General features: G+C 33.7%; 24 protein-coding genes. 13 read left to right on the top strand and 11 right to left on the bottom strand.

The genetic code is table 11. From position 1 onward, the window contains the following. Window positions 1-301 precede the first annotated feature (301 nt). Entirely contained in the window at window positions 302-1168 is an 867-nt protein-coding gene (locus tag EG344_RS01425) for a helix-turn-helix domain-containing protein (RefSeq protein ID WP_123907942.1), read from the top strand. A gap of 3 nt (window positions 1169-1171) precedes the next feature. On the opposite strand, the gene EG344_RS01420 is transcribed toward EG344_RS01425, so the two are convergent. The 4 genes from EG344_RS01420 to EG344_RS01405 form a co-directional block, all read right to left on the bottom strand. Then, window positions 1172-2080, bottom strand: coding sequence for a PhzF family isomerase (locus EG344_RS01420; RefSeq protein ID WP_185145581.1), 909 nt, complete (start codon window positions 2078-2080; stop codon window positions 1172-1174). Window positions 2081-2279: 199 nt separating this feature from the next. After that, entirely contained in the window at window positions 2280-2681 is a 402-nt protein-coding gene (locus tag EG344_RS01415; protein WP_123907941.1) for a DoxX family protein, read from the bottom strand. A gap of 11 nt (window positions 2682-2692) precedes the next feature. Further along, window positions 2693-3313, bottom strand: coding sequence for a hypothetical protein (locus EG344_RS01410; RefSeq protein ID WP_123907940.1), 621 nt, complete (start codon window positions 3311-3313; stop codon window positions 2693-2695). A 65-nt stretch (window positions 3314-3378) separates the two neighbouring features. Then, on the bottom strand, window positions 3379-3978 hold the full coding sequence (locus EG344_RS01405; protein WP_123907939.1) for a Crp/Fnr family transcriptional regulator: 600 nt from the start codon (window positions 3976-3978) through the stop codon (window positions 3379-3381). A gap of 177 nt (window positions 3979-4155) precedes the next feature. Between EG344_RS01405 and EG344_RS01400 the strand changes: the two genes are divergently transcribed. From EG344_RS01400 to EG344_RS01390, 3 genes are all read left to right on the top strand, one after another. Then, on the top strand, window positions 4156-4608 hold the full coding sequence (locus tag EG344_RS01400) for a hypothetical protein (protein ID WP_123907938.1): 453 nt from the start codon (window positions 4156-4158) through the stop codon (window positions 4606-4608). 553 nt (window positions 4609-5161) lie between these two features. Next, window positions 5162-6487, top strand: coding sequence for a tetratricopeptide repeat protein (locus tag EG344_RS01395; RefSeq protein ID WP_228412829.1), 1326 nt, complete (start codon window positions 5162-5164; stop codon window positions 6485-6487). Window positions 6488-6874: 387 nt separating this feature from the next. Continuing rightward, entirely contained in the window at window positions 6875-7288 is a 414-nt protein-coding gene (locus tag EG344_RS01390) for a hypothetical protein (protein WP_228412828.1), read from the top strand. A 94-nt stretch (window positions 7289-7382) separates the two neighbouring features. Here the strand turns inward: EG344_RS01390 and EG344_RS01385 are convergent, their stop codons facing one another. The 6 genes from EG344_RS01385 to EG344_RS01360 all read right to left on the bottom strand — a co-directional run bounded on the left by EG344_RS01385 (window position 7383) and on the right by EG344_RS01360 (window position 14131). Beyond that, window positions 7383-7817, bottom strand: coding sequence for a hypothetical protein (locus tag EG344_RS01385; protein WP_228412827.1), 435 nt, complete (start codon window positions 7815-7817; stop codon window positions 7383-7385). A 7-nt stretch (window positions 7818-7824) separates the two neighbouring features. Beyond that, the gene (locus EG344_RS01380) at window positions 7825-8172 is read right to left on the bottom strand and encodes a DoxX family protein (RefSeq protein ID WP_123907936.1); all 348 of its coding nucleotides are present in this window, start codon (window positions 8170-8172) and stop codon (window positions 7825-7827) included. 261 nt (window positions 8173-8433) lie between these two features. Then, window positions 8434-8847 carry a hypothetical protein gene (locus tag EG344_RS01375; protein WP_123907935.1) on the bottom strand — a complete coding sequence of 138 codons (414 nt, stop codon included), beginning with the start codon at window positions 8845-8847 and terminating at the stop codon, window positions 8434-8436. 197 nt (window positions 8848-9044) lie between these two features. Then, window positions 9045-10256 (bottom strand): MFS transporter, encoded by a 1212-nt coding sequence (locus tag EG344_RS01370; protein ID WP_228412826.1) that lies wholly within the window; start codon window positions 10254-10256, stop codon window positions 9045-9047. Window positions 10257-10520: 264 nt separating this feature from the next. After that, complete coding sequence (locus tag EG344_RS01365) at window positions 10521-11132, bottom strand: response regulator transcription factor (RefSeq protein WP_123907934.1); 612 nt, start codon at window positions 11130-11132, stop codon at window positions 10521-10523. Next, window positions 11129-14131, bottom strand: a complete 3003-nt coding sequence (locus tag EG344_RS01360) for a sensor histidine kinase (RefSeq protein ID WP_123907933.1) — start codon at window positions 14129-14131, stop codon at window positions 11129-11131. The genes EG344_RS01365 and EG344_RS01360 overlap by 4 nt, the downstream gene beginning before the upstream one ends. Window positions 14132-15027: 896 nt before the next feature. Between EG344_RS01360 and EG344_RS01355 the strand changes: the two genes are divergently transcribed. From EG344_RS01355 to EG344_RS01320, 8 genes are all read left to right on the top strand, one after another. Continuing rightward, window positions 15028-15387 (top strand): helix-turn-helix domain-containing protein, encoded by a 360-nt coding sequence (locus EG344_RS01355; protein ID WP_123907932.1) that lies wholly within the window; start codon window positions 15028-15030, stop codon window positions 15385-15387. A 396-nt stretch (window positions 15388-15783) separates the two neighbouring features. Beyond that, the gene (locus EG344_RS01350; RefSeq protein ID WP_123907931.1) at window positions 15784-17040 is read left to right on the top strand and encodes an aminotransferase class I/II-fold pyridoxal phosphate-dependent enzyme; all 1257 of its coding nucleotides are present in this window, start codon (window positions 15784-15786) and stop codon (window positions 17038-17040) included. Between the two features lie 6 nt (window positions 17041-17046). Continuing rightward, window positions 17047-17679, top strand: a complete 633-nt coding sequence (locus tag EG344_RS01345; protein WP_123907930.1) for a TetR/AcrR family transcriptional regulator — start codon at window positions 17047-17049, stop codon at window positions 17677-17679. A 98-nt stretch (window positions 17680-17777) separates the two neighbouring features. Beyond that, window positions 17778-18863: a DNA polymerase III subunit gamma/tau gene (gene dnaX / locus EG344_RS01340; protein ID WP_123907929.1), complete on the top strand. Its 1086-nt coding sequence runs from the start codon at window positions 17778-17780 to the stop codon at window positions 18861-18863. Window positions 18864-19072: 209 nt separating this feature from the next. Continuing rightward, complete coding sequence (locus tag EG344_RS01335) at window positions 19073-19477, top strand: hypothetical protein (RefSeq protein ID WP_228412825.1); 405 nt, start codon at window positions 19073-19075, stop codon at window positions 19475-19477. A gap of 395 nt (window positions 19478-19872) precedes the next feature. Continuing rightward, on the top strand, window positions 19873-20955 hold the full coding sequence (locus EG344_RS01330; protein WP_123907928.1) for a chorismate mutase: 1083 nt from the start codon (window positions 19873-19875) through the stop codon (window positions 20953-20955). A 122-nt stretch (window positions 20956-21077) separates the two neighbouring features. Next, window positions 21078-22004: a ribosome small subunit-dependent GTPase A gene (rsgA, locus tag EG344_RS01325; protein WP_123907927.1), complete on the top strand. Its 927-nt coding sequence runs from the start codon at window positions 21078-21080 to the stop codon at window positions 22002-22004. Between the two features lie 590 nt (window positions 22005-22594). Then, entirely contained in the window at window positions 22595-23011 is a 417-nt protein-coding gene (locus EG344_RS01320) for a nucleoside-diphosphate kinase (protein WP_048507564.1), read from the top strand. Between the two features lie 80 nt (window positions 23012-23091). Here EG344_RS01320 and EG344_RS01315 read toward each other — a convergent pair whose 3' ends face one another. Beyond that, the gene (locus EG344_RS01315; RefSeq protein WP_123907926.1) at window positions 23092-24939 is read right to left on the bottom strand and encodes an alpha-L-fucosidase; all 1848 of its coding nucleotides are present in this window, start codon (window positions 24937-24939) and stop codon (window positions 23092-23094) included. Between the two features lie 153 nt (window positions 24940-25092). On the opposite strand from EG344_RS01315, the gene EG344_RS01310 reads away from it, so the two are divergent. After that, a complete protein-coding gene (locus tag EG344_RS01310) occupies window positions 25093-25317 on the top strand; it encodes a hypothetical protein (protein WP_123860486.1) in 225 nt (74 codons plus the stop codon).

The raw sequence follows: 25317 nt of genomic DNA, 5'->3' as shown, positions 1-25317 counted from the left end.
TTGTTTTAACGATAAACTAGAAATATAAATATTGAAAATGAAGCATGATAGAGTAGAGATGTTGGCTTTAAAAGCAAGATATATAGAATGATAGAGTTAGGGTTGATTGTTTTTTAATGCCCTTATTGATAATAAACGATATGAAAATATGATATTCTTATCACAGTTTATGATATTTCCGGACGGAGAAGAAGAGTGTATCTTTGCACCCTGCTAAAAATAATAGGAAATAAAATATATTGCAATGTAACACAAAACAATATATGAGGTATTTTCATAAATTAGTATTGAAAAGAATGGGATGATAATAGATAAAGAGTTGATTAATAAAAATTCAGTAGAAGAAGTGTTTAATAAAGGAATTGACGTTGTTTTTCAGGATGAGATCAGTGGTGATTCACTCAACTTTTTTCCTGAGAACTGTTTTACCATTATCTTATTGGATCAATGTGAGGGTGGAAAATGTACAACCGGTCTGAATCAATATGGTTTAAAAGCCCAGCAATTATTCATCCATCTTCCCAAAAGAGAATACAAATGGGAGCTGGCTCCTCATACTATCGGAAGAAGACTGATTATTAATGATGCTATTTTGAAGACATTTTCTCCGACCCTTAAATTCACTTTTTCTTCTTATAGTAAATATGAAATGATAGCGCCTGATGATGAAACCTATCACAGATTCAGTCTCGAATTTAATGCCATCAGGAAAGAAATTGCAGCTGATGTTGTATTTCCGGAACTTATTAATGCACGGGTGCGTCTTTTGGCACTTATTATCAACTTATGGGTAGAGCATGCTTTTGGGAATAAAGCATTAAGCACGCCGGATAATCTTGCCTTTCGTTTTCACATGCTGGTGGACAAATACTATAAAGCGCAGAAAAATGTGTCTTTTTATGCCGACGAACTCTGCATAACCCCTAATTATCTGGGAGTTATTTGCAGAAAACAGTATAATATTTCCCCTCTTGAGTTTATTAAAGAAAGAATTATTCTTGAAGCCAAAAATTTACTTCACAGCTCAGATAAATCAATCAAAGAAATAGCGTTTGAACTTGGATTTCAAAACTTTTCTCATTTTTCGTATTTATTCAGAGTGAAAACCGGATCCACTCCGAAAAATTACAGGAAGAGATTGGAGGAAACCAAACTGGGTTCAGAATAAATATCAGACCTGCATCACTGTACGGAATGCACTTACAGCATTCCCTGTAATTCTGATCAATTCAGGAATATGATTTTTTATGGTGACCTCAACTTTCATCTGTCCGATTCTGTTGATAGCTTCTCCCTGTCTTCCAGTGAATTCAAACGTTTCATCAGAGACTTTTACAATTTTATTCTGAATAAGATAACCTCCTAATGATCCATTCGCATTTCCTGTAACAGGATCTTCCTGGATACCGATAGCAGGAGCAAACATTCTTCCATACGTTAAAATATCCTTATCATCAGAATCAAAAGTAAATACAAAGTAGCCATTACAGTTGATTTCTTTACTAAGATGGGCTAAAGCAGTAAAATCAGGAGTAAGATTATTGAGCAGAGCTCTGTTGTTAATACCAATCATGACTTTAGAGTGACCCGTTGAAGCAATCTGTATTGGACAATCTTTGTTAAGATCATCCATTTTTAATCCTAAAGCCTCAATGATTTTCTGAGTGATTGAAGGATCAAAAGCTGGTTCCAGACTAAAACTTCCCTGAGTCATCGTAATCAGATAGTCATTATTTTCTTTTAAAATATCAATAGGTAAAATACCAACCTGAGTGTTGATTTTGATGGTACAGGAATCTAATTTATCTTCTATCGCTTTTGCATACAGAGCACCAATGGTAGCATGTCCACAGATAGGAACCTCAGTGGTGGGAGTGAAGTACCGTACATGATAATCAAAATAGTCATTCTGATCAGGTTTGAGTACAAATGCTGTTTCAGAATTATTGAGCTCCCTTGCAATAAGCTGCATTTCCTCAGAGGTCAGGTTTTCAGCACCTAATACAACCCCTGCAGGGTTTCCTTTGAATTTTTCCTTTGTAAAAGAATCAATTTGATACACAACTACTTCCTTCATCATACCTTATTAAAATCAGGATAAAGATAAGTATAAATGAAACGATTTACATAATATTTAACCACAGATGCACGAATAAAATCATTCGTGCATTCGTGGCTTAAAATAAAAATAAGCGGTCAAAATTGTATCACAGATAAAATCCCTGGACCTTAAAACGTATTGAAAAGAAAAATAACATCTTTACGCTTTCCAGTAATATTTAGTCCCATTTATTGGCTGTTGAAACCGAATATTTTCCGGCTCCGGTAAAGAAGAAACTTATACCCACCAACATATAGATCACTAATAATTCAAGCGCCCATCCACCAAAATCGTTAAGTTTGAAAATATTAGCCGTTTGAGCAAGAACGGTTGCTGTAAAACAGTTGGCAGCAAAGATTAAACCTGCCAGACGGGCCCTGAAACCTACAATCAGCATAATTGGAGCAATAATTTCACCCGCAAATACTCCGTAGGCGAAGAATGAAGGTAAGCCATGCATCATCATCATATCTTCAATAAATCCAACCCCGTGGATCAACTTGTTAACTCCATAAACTGACATGGGGAATCCAATAGCGATTCTGCTGATTAATAGTCCTAAATCAATGTCTTTTTTCATTTTATTATTATTTAAAAGTTATATTTTACAAATGCCCCAACATTTTCAAGGGTCTTTTTAGCATTGTTGAACTGGTCGAAGTTGGAAGCCACTCCATACATTATTTTGTCCTGTTTTACTCCCAGGCGGATAAACTGAAGGCCTCTCGGATAACCGCTGTCATCCAGATTACCAATGGCTAGCAAACTGAAATATCCCTGTAAGTTTTCCTTCAGATAAGGTGTATATTCAAATGATACCGACTGTTCAAGAGAAAACCCTTTCTGATAGGTTGTTCCAATAGAGTAGGAAAGGGAATAACTGGGTTTTGCAATGCGGTACTGTACATAAATACTGAAAAACGCCCCCGGATTTTTCATTCCTAATGCTGTATTTACGCTGAATCTTTTGGTCAGATTATAAGCAAGTGTATTTCTAATAAAGAATATATTTTCTTTGTCTTTGGTATATTCTGTATCAAATAAAGTGAGATTGTTGAGCTTTAGCCGATCATTAAAATAATAATTGACATTGTGCATATAGGTATAGGAACGGTGCCCTAAAACAAGATCCGGGGTAAAGTTTAGTTTCTGTGCATTCAGACTTAAAGAGACTGATGCAAGAGCTGTTATGGCGATAATTTTTGCCTTCATATTGCACTCATTAAATTTCTGAGAGCAAAATTATTCAGGCACGAACGGAATAAACTTAAGATATCTTAAGAAACGTCAGACAGGTGTTTTTTTCTTAAATAGCTCAGGTATTCTACAGTAATTCCAAGGTAGGAAGCAATCATATACTGAGGAAAACGTTGTTCGATATTACGGTAACCCGTTACAAAATTTCTATATTTAGTGTAGGCATCTACTCTTGAGTGTTCAAAAGTTCTTTCCTGTAAGGTAACATAAGCTGATTGCATTTTCAGACGCCAGAATTCTGAGATAGCAGGAATTTCTTTATACAGTAACTCTAAATTACTTTTACTGATCTGAACGATCACAGCATCTTCATTAGCTTGAATAAACATTCTTGAAGGAAGTTCACTCAGATAACTGTACAGATCATTGATCCACCAGTTTTCAATACCAAGCTGGGTGATATTTTCTTTGCCTTTTTCATCGATGTGGTAAGCGTACAGACTTCCCTGGGCAATGAAACGCATATGTCTTGAAACTTGTCCTTCCCGAAGCAGATACTCTTTCTTTTTGAGCTGAATACATTCCAGTTTTTGAGTCACAAGATCAATTTCTTTTTCCTTTAAAGGGACTATTTCCTGAAAATGTTCTGTCAGTTGAGAAATAATAATATCTGTATCCATAATGAAGTTGTAATATCGCCTGTTTTGCTTACTGGCAGGCAGATAATGCCCAAATTTACGTAAATATTATGGCAAATATCAAGAATGATTTGTACTGAGATTAGGTCTTAAGATATGCTGAAGCCCGGATGACCAAATTTTACTATCTTAACTGAAGCAATTGTAAATCCTCTAAATATGAGCTATTTCGATAATGAATTTCAAAAATATCTTGCAGAATTAGTTGAAACAGGTTTTGAATTTGTTTGTAATAATTCTGAAGAAGTAGATGCTGTTTATATTATCGGATTAATAGAATCAGGTTATTTTTATAAAGTTTTTTTTGAGATTAATGGGTATTTGGTGAAATCTCATAAAGTGAATGAAGTATCGGACACACAGTATGACATCAGCAATGAAAAAGCTTTTGGTATGTTAAATAAAGGCAATCAGATTTTGAAAAATATAGAAGAGCTATTTCAAAATGACGGGAGAGAAGCTCCAAGAATGTTTAAGTTATCATATCATCCTAAAACCGATAAATTCAATAGTGACTTTAGCTATGATAAAACGTTTACTGGGCATCAGATCAAAACGGCACAGGATGTCTATGAAGAATGGTTTATTCAAATTGAAGAACTGAATGGGTAATATTTAGTTTACCGTTGTGTTGGAAGGTAGTGATTTGATAGCCAAGGGTACTTTAAATCGGGATGACAGATTGTATCCTCTAAACCAAAAAAATCTATAGATCTTGAAAATCCTTATTCAATATCTGAAGAAACTATCCACAAATCATAGTAAAGAATCTCAAATCATTGATTACTAATAAGATTATTCCTTCGTCAGAAATTGAAAACTCAATGTAGTCAATGACAAAAGCCAATTTATATAACTTTTGAAGCAACTTCTTCTTTCTTATAAAAATTCAGAGAGGAAGGATTTACTTTAGAATTGGAATACTATTTGTAATGCAATACCAAAACTTAAAATGATAGAATTTGTTAGCAATCAAATGTTTATGTTGAGCTGGCAAATGATTTGAAAATTTAACAATGGTTATTCTAAAGTAATTAAAAAAATGTTCTCTTCTCAATTAAACACAATATTTTATTCATATATTTTCTTTTTTTTATTTCTGCTGTGTTGTACCGGATCGGCGTATGGTCAGAGATCCTTTTCATATCAAAGATTTGATAGTATTTTGCTTAAGAAAACAGAATCACTCCGAATTCAGGGAGATTATGAAAATCTTGTCCGGCTTAATAAAAACTATCTGAAGATTGCGGAAGAAAAAGATTATAAGGAAGGAATTATCCTTTGTTATATCAATATCTCCAATATTTCAGCAACCATCGGAAATTATAAAAGAGGGTTGTCTTATCTTTCCCTGGCTGAAAAAGAACTTAAGAAAGTCAAGAGTTCTGTTTTAAAAGCAAGACTCTATCAGGAGCAAAGTCAGCTAAATGGTGTAATAGGCCTTTATAAAAGTGCTTTGGATTTGAATGCGAAAGGTTTATATTATCTAAAAAATATTCCAGATACAGAGAAAAGAAAATTTTATCTGTATAGGCTTTATGCCAACAGGGCAGACTTTTTATATAAAGTAAATAAGGCAGATTCTTCCTATATTTATTTACAGAAAGGAAAAAGAATTGACGGGCAGGGAGTTTTATTGAATACCCTTTTAGCCAAACATCATTTGATGTACACCAAAAGAAAAGATTCTGCTCTGATTTATCTTCAGAAAGCTTCAGAAAAAATTGTCAATACAGGTAAAGCGAATGTTCAGAGTGGATTTGTCTATCTCACTTATGGAGACTATTATTTTACCCAGGAAGACTATAAAACAGCATTGGAGTACTATAATAAAGCATTGGATTGCTACAGTAAAACCAACAGACTCTATAATATTCCCGGCATCTATGAATCTATAGCAAAAACGTATAAAATGCTCAATGAACCTCAGAAAGAAGAAGAGGCGATGCAAAAATATACAGAAGAAAAAACTGCTCTGGAAGATATTCAGAATGAAGCGATCAATATTTCAATAGATCATATGCTGAGCGATAAAGAAGAAGAATCTAATGGAGCTCAGAACAAAATTTATCTTTATATCGTCTTTATTGTTATTTTATCTCTAATTATTGTTATTTTATTCTATCGACATAACAGAGCATTAAGACAAACGAAAGATGAATTCAAAAGCGAAGCACTTTTGTTGAAAAGCAGGATCAATGATTCTTTCGATGAGTTGGTAGGTTTGGCCAAAAAGAATGATTCTACATTCTTAGTAAGATTCCAGGAAATTTATCCTGAATTTTGTTCAAGACTTCTGGAAATCAATCCAAAACTTGGGGCTTCAGAACTGACATTTTGTGCTATGATAAAGCTTAATTTCACTTCAAAAGAAATTGCCGAATATACCTTTATTCAACATAAATCTGTACAACAGAAAAAACACAGATTAAGAAAGAAACTTAATGTTCCTACTGAACAGGAACTGTTTATTTTTTTTGATTCTTTATAAATACAAATTCTCATAGTGAAACAGCAGGGGTTCAAAAAAGTAGTGTTAGGATTACTCATAATCGTTGCAGTAATCTTTTTTTGCAGATTTTTTATAGATATTTTTCGATAAATGCTTTATTTATGGCAAAAATAACAAATGTGGTATAAATGTAGTATGATAAAATTGTTGTTTTTTAAATAAGTTTTTAAAATTTGCAAAAGAAAAAAGGATGCAGAAATAGAAACCTTAAAAACAATGAAGATTCTAAAAACACAATAATGACCCCTCTTTATGATCAAGAAATTGAAGTAAAAAGGAGACTGAAAAATGATAAGATAAATTTAATGGCTAACTGAAATAAATGTTAGAAAAAATAAGTAAATTCATCTATTAAATTAAACATATATGAAAAATGTAAAACAATTTATTACAGCAATGACTGTTGTAATTTTCGCTTCAGGAGTTTCTGCTCAACTTAGTCCCAAAGGTGCCGGTTCAGATAAAGATAAGCACGGATGTAAAGGATCTGCAGGATACACATTCTCAGTAATAAAAAACGACTGTGTAAGAATTTTTGATGAAAAGATACAGTTGAAAGAAGTAGATTCTAAAAAATCTTATACTTCTAATGCAGCAGTAATTCTTAGCGAGGACAGTAAAAAAGCAGAAATATTCCTACCTGCATCTGATGGAAGCTTAGTGCTGGATAAAATTGCTTCTAAAAAAGGAGTGATCTATAAAAAAGGCCAGTATACTCTTACAAAAAACAAAAATGCTTATACATTAAGACTCGCTAAAAAAGTAGTGTTTAAAAGCTAAAAAAATCATTAGTATCAAGTACGATTGATTTTTAGATATAAGTACGTGAAGGCTATCTCAAACGAGGTAGCCTTTTCTGTTGTGAAAAAGCTCTTTATCTATCTTGCCCAATGTCTAGTCGGTCAAATTTTCCTTCAGTATTCTTATGAAACCTGAAAAATACAGGAAAAGTTCCCCATTGTCCGGCTTTAAAATTTCCGTGAATGTTCTTACTGTCATTTTCAACACGGTCTATGCTGAGAAACATTTCTTTGCCAAGGGCATTGGCAAAAAAGGCTTTAAAATCTACTTTATTGCCATCATCAGTCATGGCGGGATTTTCAATAAAGAAACTATACCAGTTTTTATCTCCCGTCTGAAGAGCTTCTATAGCTTGTTTTACTTGAGAATCTGTTATTTTTGATAAATCCATGGTCTGTTGTTTTTTTGAAGTTAATGTTGAGGTTTGTTTTTCTTTGGCTGTATTCTGGCCACAGGCTGTATTGGAAGATCCTATAACCAATAGTATGACAAGATTAAAGTATTTCATACCAATATTAATTTTTAAGAGGATGTTGAAGATAAATAATCACCAGATTGAGGAAAAGAAAGGGGAGTTCTATCAAGACTCCTTTAAAATCCTTATCCATAAGATGAAAACAGATAATTAACAAAATGCCTGCAGCCATTAAAAAGTTTCCCCAGATAAAGGTTTTAGGAAATAGAATCAGCAAGGAGGCAAGGATAGTAATGGCACCATTAATTATCAGTCCGGTTTTATCAAACCCCCATTTTCCGAACATGGCCGTCATTTCAGGTTTACCGGAAAACATAGCAATTCCCTGTTTAAACCCCATAAAAACAGCGGTAAGCATAAGGATAGAAATTATAATTTTAAAAATCATATCGAGTGTTTTTTATATTAATTTAAATAATAAATGAATACAAATATGCACGAAACGAATGAAGTATGTATGGTGAGTTTTTCGGAATTTTAAAATTCAGTCGTGATGCTAAAGTTTCCAAATATTATTAAAAAAATAACAGCTCTTATTTTCTTAGCCTGAGATTATTGATTAATTATCAATCATTTCTCATTTCTTATTCTAAAAAAACCACAGCTTATGTAACTAAACTGTGGTTTTTGATAACTAAGAACTATTTAACTATGACTCTGTTTTCAGGTAACCAAAATGTAATGCAGGTTCTTTCCCGAATAAACACGACAAAATATTTTGAAACTCGTGGATATATTTACATTTTATGGCATTCCCATAAATTTTCAACCCTTCCAGTATTTTTCTGGAACTCAGGTCGATGTCATATTTTATAAAAGCTTCCGGTCTTTCATATCTGATACTTTGATCGGAACTGTACGTTTTTGAAAATCCCAGTTTCTCAAGCCATTCTTCCGTTATTTTAATAGGCTTTATGGAATCAGTCGGAACTGAAATACTGTGAATATCATTTTCAATTTTAACAAAATATGCCTGCTCTATACTCTGAAAAATTTCAGTGATCGTATAAATCTGATTTTTGTACTCGACTAAGTTTTTGATTTTAAGATCTGCTGCGTTCATAATATTTTGAATTTTTAGTGATGATATGGAAATTTATAAGTATCAAATAGTATGCCTCGCATTGTAATGTAAGACCATGTTTTCGTGAAGATTAGGTTAAATTTTTAATATAAAAAATTAAGAATATGTTAAAATAGAAAGGAATAAGTGTTTAACGTGGTTTTTCCTCTAAAATAAAATGTGGTACGTGTGTGGTATTAAATTTTTTTTGCTTTTGGAGAAGTATTGGCGGTTGCCAGCAGAAGTGCAATGAGTACAGCCACAACAAGAAAAGCAATAAAAGTGTTCCAGGAATAAGAATGAAGAAGATATCCGGTACCGCTTCCCAAAATACTTGAACCAAAATAATAGAACAGCCAATAAATGGACGTTGCAGAAGATTTCCCCCGTTTGGCATAAAGTGCGGCCATCTGGCTTGCCATAGTGTGTGCGGCAAAAAATGAAAAAGTAAATAATCCAAGACCAAAAATGAGGAGATAAAGATTCTTTGACAGTAATAATAAAGCACCGGCTACCATACAAAGGATGGCACATTTCAGAATCGTGTTTGCAGGAAATCTTTTAGAAAGCCGGCCCACAGCCATTGTCCCAAAAACTCCGAAAATATACATCAGGAATATGAAAGCAATGATAAAATGGCTTAACGAAAACGGTTGAGCCTCTAGCCGGAAGGTCAGATAATTGTAGACGCTCACAAAAACTCCCATGAGAAGAGCCGCTATAAGGTATAACCTGAGCATATAAGGATTGGTAAGGAAAAACTTCATTTGTTTTACCTTAAGATGGTAATCTGTTTTCTGAGGGTTAAAAAAATTGGACTCAGGAAAAAGCTTCCAGAATATTGCTCCCAGGATAAAGCTTTCTATTCCAATCACTAAAACGGCATTGCGCCAACCAAACTCTCCGGCTAAAATGGTAGCCAGTATTCTTCCACTCATTCCTCCAATAGTATTTCCGCTAAGATACATGCTAATAGCAGCACCTATAACAGCAACACTTACTTCTTCTGTGAGATAAGCCAAAGCAACTGCTGAAACTCCCGAAACTACAAATCCTTTACAAATCCCGATAGCAATCAGAAGACTGAGACTAGGGATCCATGTTGAAATAATGGTGAGTAAAGCAGATGAAATCAATGAAAAGGTCATGAGACCCTTCCTGGAATAGCTGTCTGCTTTAAAAGCAAAAAACAATAATCCGAGTGCCATTCCAATAGTAGATGATGAAACCAGTAGAGAGGTATCTCCAACAGATACATTGAAATGTTCCGCAGCCATAGGCAGCATCGGCTGAAAGAGGTAAAGCTGCGCAAATACCGAAAGGCCGGAAAAAAAAATACAAAGTTTTATATATCGGAAACGTCGGCTTCCCTGATCTGCTTTTTCCAATGGATTTATGATTTTTTTCAATTAAAATGCAGTGATATCATAGAAAATAAGGTGCTGTAAATTTCCCGATTATTTTTTAATTATAAAAATCATTATTTCAATCATTGTGATAGGAACAGATTATTATAGTATAGGGTAGGGATACTGGAAGAGGGAAGCAGGATATTAATATTGAACATTCACGACCAATTAGACCAAGTGCTTTTCCCAATTAATAAAATGAGATTACATAAGCTTTTGAAAACTCAATAACTTCCTTCTTTCAGCTTATTGATACACTGACGATTAATGCATCATTTCATACACTTTAATGAGCTCTGCAATATTGGCTACATCAAGCTTCTGGAAGATCCTTTTTTTGTAAGTACTTACTGTTGACATCTGAATATTGAGCCTGTTAGCAATTTCAAGGTTTCCGTTTCCGTCAGCTAAAAGCTTAAAAATTTCATATTCTCTGGATGACAGTTTTTCAGCAGGGTTGCTTTTTTTATTCTGAATGATAAGTCCAATCAGCTCTGTAGGATAAAAATACCCTTTTTCAATAACGGTGCGTACTGCATTTTTAATTTCTTCCTCACTGCTTTGCTTGTTCAGGTAACCCTCAGCACCTTCCCGGATGTATTGTATGGCTACATCTTGGTCATATCCTGAAAAAACGAGAATTTTTATTGTATTCTGTATGGCTTTAAGTTCAGAAATCATCTTTTTATATTGAGTTCCGGGCATGTCAATATCTAAAATAATAAGACCGTAATCATAGGATTCCAGCATTTTCTTTACTTGTGCATAGTTCTCTGCAAAATCTATCTTCAGTTCCGGAAATCCGGTTTCAAGGACCAATGCGGTACCTGCCCTGACTACATAGTGATCATCAGCAATTAAGATTCTTTCGTTCATGGTAAATTAGTTTTATTGAGCATTAATTCCACAATGGTTCCCTGGGGCTGGTTATGTCTGAAACAGATTTCAGCATCTATTTTTTTTACCAAATGAATAACCATGTGCAGCCCAAGACCTTTTCCTTTAAAACTTGGAGTCTCTAATTTAGGGTTTTTAAATAAATTCATGTACATGTTAATCTGTTCATCCGGCATTCCTGTTCCAGTGTCAGAGATCGTTATGGTGATTTTTTGATTAATTTCTATTGCATTAAGGTATATTTTGCCATCAAAAGTGTTTTTTACTGCGTTATCAAGAATATTATGGATAATCGCAGTTAAAATACTTTCATTAACATTGGAATATACATTGTTTTCAGCTGTACTAATGATTTGGGTTCCTCTCTCTTTTGCTATTTCACAGAAGAGTTTCTTCTTGATCTCCAAAATCCTGTTGATGGGGTATTCTTCTTCTTCAAAAATATTCTCAGCCTTGTAAAGTTCAGTATATTCCTTTAAATTCAGGGTGAATTGGTAAAGCTGTTCAGAAGACTTATAAATACTGTCAAAATACTTTTTCTGAAGTTCCAGATCATCAGATTCATGAAGTTTCTGAGAAAGCATCGCTATAAATCTGATAGGAGTGGTAATATCATGGCTGATAGTTTCCACCAGCTTCTTCTGATATTCGGTTTCCTTTCTTAAATCACTTTTTACTCCTTCAAGAGTAAGTGAAGTCTCTTTTAATTCTGAATTCTTATTGTGTACAATCTGCTTCAATACTCTATTTTTTATTCTTAAAAAGTTAGTCATCAGTTGAACAATCACAATGATGATAACCAGAATAATGATAGATGCAGAAACACGGAACAGCAAAGTCTGATAAAAAAATGGTTGAATTTTGAACTTGATAGACTTCTGTTCAAATTGCCCATCTGGAGAAACCAACATTCTTACACTCAATGTATAATCTCCTGGAGCAAGATTGCTGATGGTATATTTTAGCTCCTTTCCAGTAATGACAGGTTCCCATTCAGAATTTTCCTTTCCTGAGATTTTTGCCTCTAAATAAAGGTTTTCCAGATTAGAATAATAAGGAATATCAATAAAGACTTCTGCTGTTTTGTAATGGCTTTGAAGATCAAGAATATGATGAAAGTATTGAGGTTCAGCATTTCCGATCCTTACCCTTTCAATATAAATTTTATTTTTGTCAGGATAGAAGGTTCTGACATGGTCCGGATTGAAAAATACAAATCCGTCCATCGAAGGAAATACAAAATCTCCATTTTCAAGCGCGTAAGCATTAGGTTGCGAACTTCCATTGAACTCATTAGTCAGGAAACCATCTCTTTTGGTAAAGCGATAATAATAGACAGGACTTTTCCCATCCTGTGCATGTTGCAGCAGTTGTTTTTTGGGAACCTTGAAAAGCCCGTTATTGGAAGAGATCCAATAGAACCCTTTTTTATCCTCCAAAATATAATGGGCAGACATCAGATAATTATTTCTATCAGTCGGCATTTTAATAAGCTTTCGGTCTCTGAAAAGATAAAACCCATTTTTATTGGTCATCACCCAAATCAGATTATCCTTTGTTTTGATAATGCTTTTAATATGGATGTTTTTGTGAATAGGAGTAATGGTTTTGCTTCCCAATACTACAGAATATAAACCATCACTGTTACCGATTAAGATTTCATTTTGGCTATATTGGAAGAAAGTATTGACAAAGCTATCAAATTCATAAGTATAGTCCGGTTTTGAGAATGTATCTTCTTTAAAGATTTGAAGCTGGCTTTTTGAAGAATCTGAAAATGAAGCTCCATAAAGGTTTCCACTCTGTAAGAAAGCCTGAAATCCCTGCTTAATAAAAGCAGAATCTTTCTTTTTATAACCAGAATTTTTGTAGAACTTAATGACGCTGCTTCTTTTCCGGATCAATATATTTCCGGCTTTGTCATACATCATAAGATAATTGTCATTATTCCCAAAAGGATATTTTTTCACAATTCCGTCTCTCCCGAACTCCGTTCCGTCTTCTGCAATAATTGTATTCTTGCTAAAGGGTAGGGAAGCATAATAAACGTTGTTGGCGAAGTCCTCTTTTTTCTTTGCCACATAAAAGTCAGAGAGCTTCAGGACATTCAAACCATTGTTTAGAGTTCCGAGGTAAAGTTTGTTGAACTTCCATCCATAAAACATAGAACAATAGGAATGACTACCTATTTCATTATATTTTACCAGGAACTTAAGTGAAGGCTTCTTTTGATTACCTACTACAATGTAAATATCATTATCATTGATGACAAAGGTTTGATTGGTAATCTGTTGCCAATAAATTCTTGTATTCGGATCATTAAGAAGGTTGGGTTCATCATGGATGGAAATGTTCCCATTCTCTATAGAATAGGTTTTTCGGTGCCTTACGTCATTAATGAAAAGAACTTCATTGAATACAAACATATTATTCAGATCCTTATTGGAAAAAGGAATAGATATTTTTGTTTCATTCCCTTTATCATCCTTGTAAGTGATGAGGTTATTTTCAGTAAAACTGTAAGTCGAATTTTTAAGCTTTACAAAATATTGAATATCGCTGTAAAAATTACAGGCCAGGATGTTATTGGCAACCCGGTGCACGAATTCATTTCCTGTTGTGTAGGTTATCTTGTCACTGCGATGAAGTTTTGTCAGCTTAGGGAATCTATTTTTAATAATGACTTTGTTCTCCTGAAAATCATTAAGGACTGTAATGCTGTCCTGCGAAGGATCACCAATGAATTCACCAAAGTGAAGATTGTTTATTTTAAAATTATTGAAAGTAATAAAAGAACTCCCATCATACCGTACAAGACCGTTTTCTGTAGAGATCCAGATAAAGCCATATTTATCCTTAACAATAGCCTTTGCACTGCTTTGTGGAAGTCCATTGTCAATATTATACCACGTAGATGTATAGCGTTGTCCGTATATGTTGAAATATAAGCAAGTAAAAAACAATGCCCAAACTCTCATGCAAAACTGATCTGTGCTTCTTGCCTTAAAGCAAAAAACGGTTAATAATAGTTTTTGTACAAGTCGAAGTTTTTTTAATAGGTAGGAACGATTGGAAATAAATTTTTGTCATTAGTTTTTTTGCTTCTGTGTTTTTAGCGTTAAAATGTTTTGTTTGATGGTGTAAAAATAATGAAATTATACAGATAAATTAGCATGTTTTGATTTGTTTTATTATGAGTTTTGTCTTTATTTATTGATAATGACACTGATATTAGTCTGCTTTTTTGTAGTAATAATTCTACATATTGTGATAATTTGTTTACGAAATCGGTTCTCAGAGGCTTTTTGATTTTCATATTTGTTTAAAAAAAAGGGATTTATTGCAGAATTCGGATCTTTTATTAATAATAGATAAGAACTTTTTGGAACTGATCGTTTCCGTATGATGAATTAAAATAATTGAAATACAATAAGATAAGTTTTATGGATGGATTATCAATTTCTATTCTATAGAACTTGTTACACATAGTCTTTATTTATTAGGAGTTTGTAGTAAAAGTTTTACAATAATATTGTGTTTATTCTACAGCTTTTTTTTGACTGGGGATAACAGGTTGTATACTTTTGCAAACAGTTCCTGCAATGATGAAAAATAGCTATTTTCTGCAATAGGATTCTAAAAATACAAACGATTTTATCTCAAAAAAACAAAGATCTCTTGAAGGGGTCTTTTGTTTTTTTTTCACAAAATCAAAATGTAATAAGTGTAAAAAAGATTAAAAATCAATCCAGTTTTTAGAGGGTAAAAAAATGTAGAATTCTTGCTTGATATACTTCCCCGAAAAGTTCACCATATCAATTTTAATTCATATTTTTAATTTTATAATTTTAACTAATTATAAGAAAAAAGCAAGATGAAAAGAAGTGAAGAGATTACTCATCAGTATTTTGATTTTTTAGAAAATCATATTCAACAGGTGATTTCGGGAGAGGTATCGGAGTTTATGGAAGTAAATGAAATTGCAGGGCACCTCGCAGTTTCCCACAAGCATCTTACCGATACCATTAAAAAAGGGACAGGTCAGCATCCCTGTCACTTTTATGATCAGGAAATTATTCGACAAGCCAAGAAAATGCTTACTGACTCAGACTGCTCTGTTGCAGAAATTGCTCGTATCTTTACTTATGATCCTTCCAATTTTTCAAAATTTTTCAAAAAAATGACAGGAGAAACACCAGGTGATTTTAGAAAATTATCCAGAGGAAGAGTTTGATTCTTAAAAAAACCTAAGATATAGTATGGTTTTATATAATTTATTTCTTTATTTTGTGATTAAATATAAAAAGTGTAGTTATTAACATAGTTGCCTGGTATAATATTATTCAATTTATAAATTATTGAGAAAATAATCTTTTATAAATGAGATGGTTGTATTAAGTGTAAGGTTTTTTTACGATTTCTTTATTTATATTGCTTTATGGATTTATTTTTTTTGTTAAATTTAAATCTAGAAAATTAATTAAATCAAAAATTGAAAAAATAGCTGATATGTAGATAAATTGGGGCGGAAAATGATAGTCTTTAATTATTTTTTTAATCATATTATTCTCCTGATGCCCTTTTAATAATTATATATTTGCTAGATAGAAACACCACTAAATAACTTAGGATGAATATTGATTTTGCAACCGCAACATTTAAAGATTTTGAGAATATCCCAGATTACGATATTGCTCAAAGGGCAGATTATTTTTATGAATTTCTAGATGAGATGAAATCTAGAGGCCACATGAATTACAGACTGAAAAATACATCGGGTACCGATGCAATATTAAATATTGATATTGCTAACCAGAATAAACAGTATGTAAGCTTTGTAACCAGCGATTACTTAGGGCTGACACAACACCCGAAAGTAAAATTGGCTGCTATTGAAGGAATCGAAAAATATGGAACAGGTACAGGAGCATCACCTCTTATTGGTGGGTATTTTGATTATCATAATGCAATAGAGAAAAAAATTGCAAACTTTTTCGGAAGAAATGATGATGAAGTAGTTCTTTTTACTTCCGGATATGCAGCTAATAGCGCCACTTTACAGATTTTAATGCAGAAGGAAGATATTGCAATTTTAGATATGGGGGTACATGCCAGTGTGCATGAAGGATGTGCTTTTACAAATAAAAAAACATTTCCTCATAATAATTTGGAAGCTTTGGAACACATTTTGAAGGTATCTGAAAATACGTACCGTACAAAGCTTGTTATCGTGGATGGAGTGTACTCTCAAGAAGGGGATACTTCGCGCGCTAAGGAAATTTGTGATCTTGTGAAAAAATACAACGCTTATCTGATGGTAGATGATGCACATGGAGTAGGGGTTTTAGGAGAAACCGGAAGGGGAGCCCTAGAAGATGATGCCTTATTTGATAAAGTAGATTTTATGACAGGAACATTCAGCAAGACTTTCGGTAACCTGGGAGGATATGTGATTGCAAATAAAAAAATTGCATCATTTCTTAAGTTCCAGTCTCGTCAGCATATTTTCTCAGTGACCCCTCCACCATCTTCCTTCGGAATTTTAAAAGCAATTGATTTGATTGATGAAGAACCATTCTGGCAACAGAAGCTATGGGATAATATCAATTACTTTAAAAAGGGACTTAACGATTTAGGTCTAGATACCGGTATTACCTGTTCTGCAATTATTCCTGTGAAAATTGGAGATCAGAATAAAATGTGGGATGTAGGACGAATATTACTTGAAAATGGAGTGTATACAAATCCTATTATGTACCCGGCCGTCGCCAGAAAAGATGCACGTATCAGAATGAGTGTAACGGCAAGACACGAGAAAGAACATCTCGACAAAACACTTAATGTCTTTGATGATATTAATAAAAAAATGCATATTGCAAAAAAATAATAAATTATGCCTAGAAAAGTAGTGCAGGGCCCAATTAGGGACAAAGAAAAAACCAAACAAAAACTGCTCGCAGCAGTGGGTAAAATTTTGAGAGTAAAAGGGTATGCTGGTCTGAAAGTAAGTAAGATTGCAGCAGTAGCCGGTTTTGATAAAAAGCTTATCTATGAATACTTTGGAAGTACAGATAAGCTGATTGATGAATATATCAAATCTCAGGATTATTGGAGTAAATTCAGCCCGGATATTGAAGAAGAAATACATGTAGGTAAATGGAAAGATGCTTTAACTCAAGGAATTCTTATGCAGTTTGAGAATCTTAAAAAGAATAAAGAACTCCAGAAAATTATTCTTTGGGAACTTTCTGAAAGTAAACCTATCCTTAAAAATATCCTAAAACAAAGAGAAGATGTAGCTGCTAATCTTTTTGAAAATGTGACTGATCCTTATTTTGGGGAAAATGCTACCAACGTTAGAGCCATGTTAGCTTTAATAGCAGCAGGAGTTTACTATCTGAATCTATTCCCTGCATACAACGGGACAGAGTTCTGTGGTATTGATATGAGAACTGACGAAGGAAGAGATGAAGTGAAAAAAGTTATCGTAGAGATTATAGATCATTACTACAATACAAAAAAATGATAATTAAAAGTTTTCTGATTGGACCAAAAATAAGTTTTTGTGGATAATTTGAAAACTTTTAATTTTCAAATTAAAACTATATTTCTTATTTTTGACCAATGGAAAATTTTATAGTATCTGCAAGAAAATATCGTCCTCAAGAGTTTGACACAGTTGTAGGACAATCTCATATTACAGATACTTTAGAACATGCAATTGAAGAGAGCCAGCTTGCTCAGGCATTGCTTTTCTGCGGTCCTCGTGGTGTGGGTAAAACGACCTGTGCCAGAATTTTAGCAAGAAAAATCAATGAGAAAGACGGCTCTGTTTCAGAAGATGGCTTTGCTTATAATATCTATGAATTGGATGCTGCATCCAATAACTCTGTAGATGATATCAGGGAACTGATAGACCAGGTACGCTTTGCACCTCAGATTGGTAAATACAAAGTATATATCATTGATGAGGTTCATATGCTGTCTTCTGCCGCTTTCAATGCTTTTCTTAAGACTTTGGAAGAACCGCCAGCTCATGCCATTTTCATTTTGGCAACTACGGAAAAGCACAAAATTATTCCAACCATTCTATCCCGTTGTCAGATTTATGATTTTAAAAGAATCATGATTGAAGATATTCAGGGACATTTGAGAAATATTGCTCAAAAAGAAAATATCCAATACGAAGATGACGCCTTGTATCTGATTGCTCAAAAGGCTGATGGTGCATTAAGAGATGCACTTTCTATCTTCGACAGACTTTCTACATTCTCTCAGAGAAATATCACGCTGGCAAAAGCTGCAGAAGTCCTGAATATTTTAGACTACGATCAATATCTGAATATTGTAGATCTTGCCAAGGAAAACAAAATACCAGAAGTTCTTTCCGCTTTTAATGATATTGTTAAAAAAGGTTTTGATCCTCATATTTTTGTTGCAGGTCTTGGAAATCATTTCAGAGATTTAATGATGGCTCAAAATGCTTCAACCATAGATCTTATTGAAGTAGGAGAGAAGACGAAATCTAAGTTTGTGGAGCAGGGACAAAAATGGGCCGCACAGCAACTGATTGATGGTATTGAGATTTGCAACCACGCGGATATTAATTATAAAAATTCCAAGAACCCAAGACTTACTGTTGAGATTGCATTAATGCAATTGGCTTCGCTGACTGCTAATTCAGACGTTGCTAAAAAAAAAAATTCCTGATACTGGCTCCGTTTCTCAGTGAGAAGCAGGAAGTAAAAATTCCTGAAAAAGTTCAGGAGAAAAAAGAGCCCGTTAAAACAGAACAAACTGTACAAGCAGAAAATGTTCAGGCTGCTGTTATTAGCAAAACCACAAAACCTTTATCCAGACCAGGAGTCTCTTCAGGCTTTAGTATCAATTCCTTTTTAAATAAAGAAGAGAAAACTGAAGTGGCAGAAGATGTTGCTGTGAAGACCGATCATCTTCCTAAAAATCATTTTACAGATACAGATCTTCTGGCAGAATGGAAGATTATGCTTAAGCAGCTCCAGATTAAAAACAATTTTGTTTTTAATGCAGTAAAAACATTTAAGCTTGAGAAAAAAGAGGAGAATAAGATCAGGGTTTTGTTCCCTTCTGACTCTGCAAAAGTGGAATTTGATAAAATAAGTGGAGAATTTTTTAATCATTTCAGAAGAAAAGTTCAGAATTATTCAATTGTGGTAGAATACGTGCGAGACGTTGAAAATCTGAAGATTGAGGTAGTTACCAAAAGAAAAATTTACGAAAAATTTATAGAGAAAAATCCACTTTTGAAAGATCTTGATGATTTAATGAAGTTTGATTTGACATAATTTTTATATATTTGCCAAAGTTTTCTGCTGAAAATAACTTTTCAACAAAAACAAATTATAGTAAGAAACGCTAAAACAAAGACATTTCCAGAACAAAATGGAAAAATTATCTAATACATATCTGTCTTTCTTTGCACCCGCTAATTATTTTAGCGGTTATTTTAGCTTTTCTGCTTCTTATTTTAGAAATTTTAGAACGTATTACCGATTTTATTGGTACTGTTAATAAAATTTCTTTCCAAAAAATACAGGAGAAGTAGAGCCCTTTTATTTTCCTGATTCCTTTAAACAATTTTGAACGGCATTTTTTGAAAAGAATTATAAATTAAATTTTATAATCAAAGGGCTATTGCTGTGAACTTAACAAAAAATATAAAAACAATAAAATTTAGAATATGAATTTAATAGATTTAAAAAACGAGTGGATTGATGGGCTTACACAGCCATTAATGATTGCAGGACCATGTAGCGCAGAAAGTGAAGCTCAGATGCTTGAAACAGCGAGAAGAATTAAAGAATCCAATGCTCAGGTATCAGTATTCCGTGCAGGAATATGGAAGCCTAGGACGAAACCTAATGGTTTTGAAGGAGTAGGAGTGATCGGTTTGAACTGGCTAAAAAAAGTAAAGGAAGAGTACGGTTTCAAAACCGCAACTGAAGTTGCCAATGCGCACCACGTATTTGCTGCTTTAGAAGCTGATGTGGATGTTCTTTGGATTGGTGCTCGTTCTACGGTAAATCCTTTCACAGTACAGGAAATAGCAATGGCCTTAAGAGGAACAGATAAACCTGTGTTTGTTAAAAATCCTGTAAATCCGGATCTTGCCTTATGGGCGGGAGCATTGGAAAGACTTTTAGGTCAGGATATTAAAAACCTGGGAGTGATTCACAGAGGATTCTCAACATACCAAAAAACAAAATACAGAAATAACCCTAACTGGCAGATCGCTCTTGATTTCAAAAGCCAGTTTCCAAATATTCCAATGCTGATTGACCCTTCTCACATTTGTGGAAACAGAACAGGATTGGCGGATATTACCCAGGAAGCACTTAACGTGGGTTACCAGGGGGCTATTATCGAAACGCATTCTAATCCTGATGAAGCATGGAGTGATGCGGCACAGCAGATTACTCCTGAAGTATTGGCAGAGCTGATCGGGAACTTAAAAGTTAGAAGTACCAACCTTGCCGGTTTCGAAGGTGAAATGGGAAGACACAGAACGCTGATCTCTGATCTTGACTTCCAATTAATTGAGCTTCTTTCTCAAAGAATGAAAATCTCAGAAAAGATCGGAAAACTTAAAAAGGAAAATGATATCGCGATCTTCCAGCCTGAACGTTGGAAAGTAATTACAGAATACGCGACTCAAAAAGCAAAAGAAACAGGAATGTCTCAGGATTTTATTGAGAAAGTATTCAAAGCGATTCACGAAGAATCTATTGAAGTACAGAACAGTATCATGATTGATAAGAACTAAATCATAATTGCTGATAATAGGAATAGGGCTTAGGGAGAAAGAATTTAGGAAATCGGAACATTTGTTTTCTCCTATATTCTCAACCCTAAGCCCTAATTTCTTATATTTGCACCATATTATCTATGAAAGGAAAAATCATTAAATCTACAGGCAGTTGGTACCAGGTTTTGGAATTGGAAACAAATAAGATTTTCGAGGCCAGAATCAGGGGGAAATTCAAATTGATTAAAACAAGACTTACCAATCCACTTGCTGTAGGAGATTTTGTGGAATTTCAGCTGGAACAGGATGATATTGCATGGATTACGAAGATTGAACCACGCAGGAATTATCTGATCAGAAAATCTGTTAACCTTTCAAAAGAAGCTCATATTATTGCTTCCAATATTGATCTAGCCTGCTTTATTTTTACCTTGAAGCACCCGGAAACCTCATTAGGCTTTCTGGATAGGTTTCTGGCATGCTGTGAAGCATACAATATAACCCCATTAATTCTTTTCAATAAGATTGATGTTTTACATAAAGAAGAAATTGAAATTGTAAAAGAGGTTGAATTTGATTATCAGAAAATAGGGTATGATACTTTGGAAATTTCATCCTATTCAAAACTGAACCTGGATAAGCTTCAGGAAATGCTGAAAGATAAAACTTCTGTATTTTTCGGACATTCAGGATGTGGGAAATCTACTTTGGTTAATGCTTTACAACCTGGGTTAAACTTAAAGACTTCAGAAATTTCAGATACTCATCTAAAAGGAAAACACACCACTACTTTTGCACAAATGCATTTCTGGCATTTTGGTGGAAATGTTATTGATACTCCAGGGGTTCGTGAATTCGCGATGATTGATATTGAAAAGGAAGAAGTACAGCATTATTTCCCCGAAATATTCAAAAAAAGAGAAGAATGCAAGTTTCATAACTGTTTACACATCAATGAACCGAAATGTGCTGTAATAGATGCTCTTGAAACCGGAGAAATTGAACACTCCCGTTATGCAACCTATATAAAGCTGATGGACGAAGCAGAAGAAGCGGCTCAAAAATAATTGTAAAATACCTTTATCAAATAAAAAACCTTCATATTAATAATATGAAGGTTTTTTTATTATTGTACTGATTCTATATCTATAAAATTATGTCAGGTTTTAATCTTCATAATTTTTTCTGAAAAAGATATAAAAGATAATTTCAGGAACCTGTTTTTCATTTTTTAAGAGTAAAAAATAAATGAGCTGTTATAATAACTCTACTTTTTGGCATGGATTATTTGTGTAATAACTCCACTTTTTTATATCAAAATCTATTGAAATAAAAAAAAATAAAAAAATATCAATTATTTCATTGATTGAAATGGAAGCAATACTATATTAATATACTTTTATATGGTTTTCAAATTTATCAAATTATCAAAAAAAACATTGATTTTTTGCAAATAAAAAACCCAGCCGAAGCTGGGTAAAAACTAATAACCATGAAAACTCAAATTAAACATGAGAATCGTAATAGAATTAACAATTACTGTGCCAAACGGCGGTTCATGATTTCTTAATAAAAGTTATTTTTATGTTAAAAAAAAATTAAAATAAAAATCAAAGATATTTTTTGTAATTTTGCACCATTAAAAAAATATACATTTATGTCTAACATTACATTCACTATGATTAAGCCCGATGCAGTTGCTGACGGACATATCGGTGCAATATTGGGTAAGATTGCTGAAGGAGGTTTTAAAATCAAAGCTTTAAAATTAACTCAGCTTACAGTTGCTGATGCAAAAAAATTCTATGAAGTACACGCTGAAAGACCATTTTATGGTGAATTAGTTGAGTTCATGAGTTCTGGTCCAATCGTAGCTGCAGTTTTAGAAAAAGACAATGCAGTTGAAGATTTCAGAACATTAATCGGTTCTACTAATCCTGCAGAAGCAGCAGAAGGTACAATCAGAAAAATGTTTGCTAGAAGCATCGGAGAAAATGCTGTTCACGGTTCAGATTCTAACGAGAATGCATTAATCGAAGCTCAGTTCCATTTTTCAGGAAGAGAGATTTTCTAAGAGAATTTCTTACACCATAAAAGATCCGGAGAAACTATTCTCCGGATTTTGTTTTATATGAATTCTTATTTCAGAGTGTATTACAGGTTGTTTTCAAGAGCTCCTACATTTTCTCTGTACAATTCAACAGGCTTATTAAGCAAAACGGCTATGACAGTCATCTGTTGATCCAGTCTTTCTTTTGGGATATCAATGTAAATAATTCCCGGTCGGTCACTCCAGTAAAGTTTATTGTAAATCGTATGGGTAAGCATACTGCCATCGCCTACGATTCTTATTCTGGCTATGTCATTTTTTATTCCTTTTAGAGCAATTGGGCCGGTAGGAGTTCCCTCCACAAAAAGATAAAGCGTCTGTTTGTCTTTCGATATGGCACTTATTCCTGAGAAATGACCCTCAGGTAGTCCTTTTCCTGTCTCAAACAAAGCCTCTGCATGTTTGCTGATCCATTGCTGGGTGTCTGGATTTGTTTTAGGCGTTTTTTTTATTTTCATGTCAAGTCCGTCCTGGGTCAGTCCATCCTGGGTTAATAGATTATGATTATCGTTCAGGGCATTGGCTATATCATAAACGGCTTCCTGAGTATTTTTCATTTCCAATATTTCAGCAAGAGAATGTTCTTCTTTCTTAAAATCTTTCAGAAATACAGGAGGATTGTCGAAAATAACTTCTGCCACAGTGACATCTTTGTCAAATTTTACGTTGGAGAAGTTCAAAGTCAGGGTTTTTTCAGTATTATAATCTATTTTAACAACAGCGGATGGATCTCCAATGATTTTTACTGAAAGAGGTTTTGTTGCCAATCCATAGATCTTTGTGAAGGTTTTGCTTTCGTCAAGATAAAGAAATAAAGATTTTTTAGAAGTTGACAGAGATGATTTCCCTTTGTAGTTGTCAAAAGGAATTCCGCGGGTCGTTTCGTAGATGGCATGCTGATTTTTGGCTGTCCAGCGTCCAAGGTTTTTAAGAATTTCAATCTGTTCCTCCGGAATGGTACCGTCTGATTTCGGACCAATATCAAGCAAAAGATTTCCTCCCATACTGATCACATCTGCCAGTGTTCTGACAATCATATTGGAAGTCTTGTACTTTTTGTCATATGGCTGATATCCCCAGGAATCATTCATGGTATAACAAAGTTCCCAATATGGATTTTGTGGCGGAACTACCGGAATACCCTGTTCCGGTGTGTCATAATCCCCATGATTGTTGAGCCTTGAGTTGATGATAATATTAGGATTGTATTTTTTGAGTAAATCCAAGGTTTGAGTAGCTTTCCATTCCTCAGAAGTATGTTCCCAGTCTCCATCAAACCAAAGAAGATCCGGGGAGTATTGGGCGGAAAGTTCATTAAGCTGACTTTGATAATAGTTGATGAAATTTTGCCAGCGTAATGATTCATTTTTTATTTCGTAACGCTTTTTTATGCGGGTGTTGATATCATAATACGGATGGCTCCAATCCGGTAATGAGAAATAAAGTCCTGTTTTTAACCCTGACTTTTTCAGAGCAGAAATAAAAGGGCTTAGAACATCCTTTTTTGCCAGAGAGTTTTGAGGAATGCTTGTCGCTTTTTCTGCCTTGGTGTTCCACAATGAGACTCCGTCATGATGTTTGGTTGTAATGACAGTATATTTTGCTCCGGATTCCTTAATAAGATTGACCCATTGCTCTGGCTGATATTTTGAAGCTGAAAAACCATTCAGCTGTTTCATATAATTTTCGTGATTAGTATAATTATTGAAAAATGACCAGGATTCGGAAATTCCGTTGACAGAATAGATTCCCCAGTGAATAAAAATACCCAGCTTTGCATTTTTAAACCATTCCATTTTTTTGCTGTTGTCAACTGTTTGAGCCTTTGTGTCGATGCTATGTGCGCATAATATCAATCCAAGGAAAACAGCTTTAATCAGACTGATTTTCATATATAGATTTATTTACCATTAAATATAAATAAAGAAAACATTACAATATAAAATAGTTTCTAATATTTGCTGATAATTGTTATCAAAAGGTTTTTTATTATTGTATTTTTATAAATGGAACATTTATTGTAAAATTCTTTTAAAAAAAGCATTATGAAAATTCCAGCATTATTAATGGCAAGTTTATTAGCGGTAGGAGTTTCTGCACAAACTACAAAACCTGCTGCAAAAACTAAAAAGCCTATAAAGAAAGTTAAAAAAGTGGCTCCGGCTCCTGAAAGCCCGGAAAAACCTAAACCAACCACCCCTAAAGCTATTGTTAAAAAAGATACAGTTAAGCTTAGTCATTTTTCTTGTCCAGCCTGTGGAATGGGGTAG

The organism is Chryseobacterium sp. G0162, from assembly GCF_003815715.1.
Taxonomy (GTDB): domain Bacteria; phylum Bacteroidota; class Bacteroidia; order Flavobacteriales; family Weeksellaceae; genus Chryseobacterium.
This window is presented reverse-complemented; position numbering and strand designations above follow the sequence as displayed.

Excerpts from the sequence above, each read along its gene's own strand:
- dnaX (WP_123907929.1), top strand. The coding sequence starts at position 17,778 with ATGGAAAATTTTATAGTATCTGCAAGAAAATATCGTCCTCAAGAGTTT.
- EG344_RS01315 (WP_123907926.1), bottom strand. The coding sequence starts at position 24,939 with ATGAAAATCAGTCTGATTAAAGCTGTTTTCCTTGGATTGATATTATGC.
- EG344_RS01355 (WP_123907932.1), top strand. The coding sequence starts at position 15,028 with ATGAAAAGAAGTGAAGAGATTACTCATCAGTATTTTGATTTTTTAGAA.
- EG344_RS01410 (WP_123907940.1), bottom strand. The coding sequence starts at position 3,313 with ATGAAGGCAAAAATTATCGCCATAACAGCTCTTGCATCAGTCTCTTTA.
- EG344_RS01390 (WP_228412828.1), top strand. The coding sequence starts at position 6,875 with ATGAAAAATGTAAAACAATTTATTACAGCAATGACTGTTGTAATTTTC.
- EG344_RS01405 (WP_123907939.1), bottom strand. The coding sequence starts at position 3,978 with ATGGATACAGATATTATTATTTCTCAACTGACAGAACATTTTCAGGAA.
- EG344_RS01320 (WP_048507564.1), top strand. The coding sequence starts at position 22,595 with ATGTCTAACATTACATTCACTATGATTAAGCCCGATGCAGTTGCTGAC.
- rsgA (WP_123907927.1), top strand. The coding sequence starts at position 21,078 with ATGAAAGGAAAAATCATTAAATCTACAGGCAGTTGGTACCAGGTTTTG.
- EG344_RS01380 (WP_123907936.1), bottom strand. The coding sequence starts at position 8,172 with ATGATTTTTAAAATTATAATTTCTATCCTTATGCTTACCGCTGTTTTT.
- EG344_RS01425 (WP_123907942.1), top strand. The coding sequence starts at position 302 with ATGATAATAGATAAAGAGTTGATTAATAAAAATTCAGTAGAAGAAGTG.
- EG344_RS01415 (WP_123907941.1), bottom strand. The coding sequence starts at position 2,681 with ATGAAAAAAGACATTGATTTAGGACTATTAATCAGCAGAATCGCTATT.
- EG344_RS01365 (WP_123907934.1), bottom strand. The coding sequence starts at position 11,132 with ATGAACGAAAGAATCTTAATTGCTGATGATCACTATGTAGTCAGGGCA.
- EG344_RS01345 (WP_123907930.1), top strand. The coding sequence starts at position 17,047 with ATGCCTAGAAAAGTAGTGCAGGGCCCAATTAGGGACAAAGAAAAAACC.
- EG344_RS01350 (WP_123907931.1), top strand. The coding sequence starts at position 15,784 with ATGAATATTGATTTTGCAACCGCAACATTTAAAGATTTTGAGAATATC.
- EG344_RS01330 (WP_123907928.1), top strand. The coding sequence starts at position 19,873 with ATGAATTTAATAGATTTAAAAAACGAGTGGATTGATGGGCTTACACAG.
- EG344_RS01360 (WP_123907933.1), bottom strand. The coding sequence starts at position 14,131 with ATGAGAGTTTGGGCATTGTTTTTTACTTGCTTATATTTCAACATATAC.
- EG344_RS01310 (WP_123860486.1), top strand. The coding sequence starts at position 25,093 with ATGAAAATTCCAGCATTATTAATGGCAAGTTTATTAGCGGTAGGAGTT.
- EG344_RS01385 (WP_228412827.1), bottom strand. The coding sequence starts at position 7,817 with ATGAAATACTTTAATCTTGTCATACTATTGGTTATAGGATCTTCCAAT.
- EG344_RS01400 (WP_123907938.1), top strand. The coding sequence starts at position 4,156 with ATGAGCTATTTCGATAATGAATTTCAAAAATATCTTGCAGAATTAGTT.
- EG344_RS01420 (WP_185145581.1), bottom strand. The coding sequence starts at position 2,080 with ATGATGAAGGAAGTAGTTGTGTATCAAATTGATTCTTTTACAAAGGAA.
- EG344_RS01375 (WP_123907935.1), bottom strand. The coding sequence starts at position 8,847 with ATGAACGCAGCAGATCTTAAAATCAAAAACTTAGTCGAGTACAAAAAT.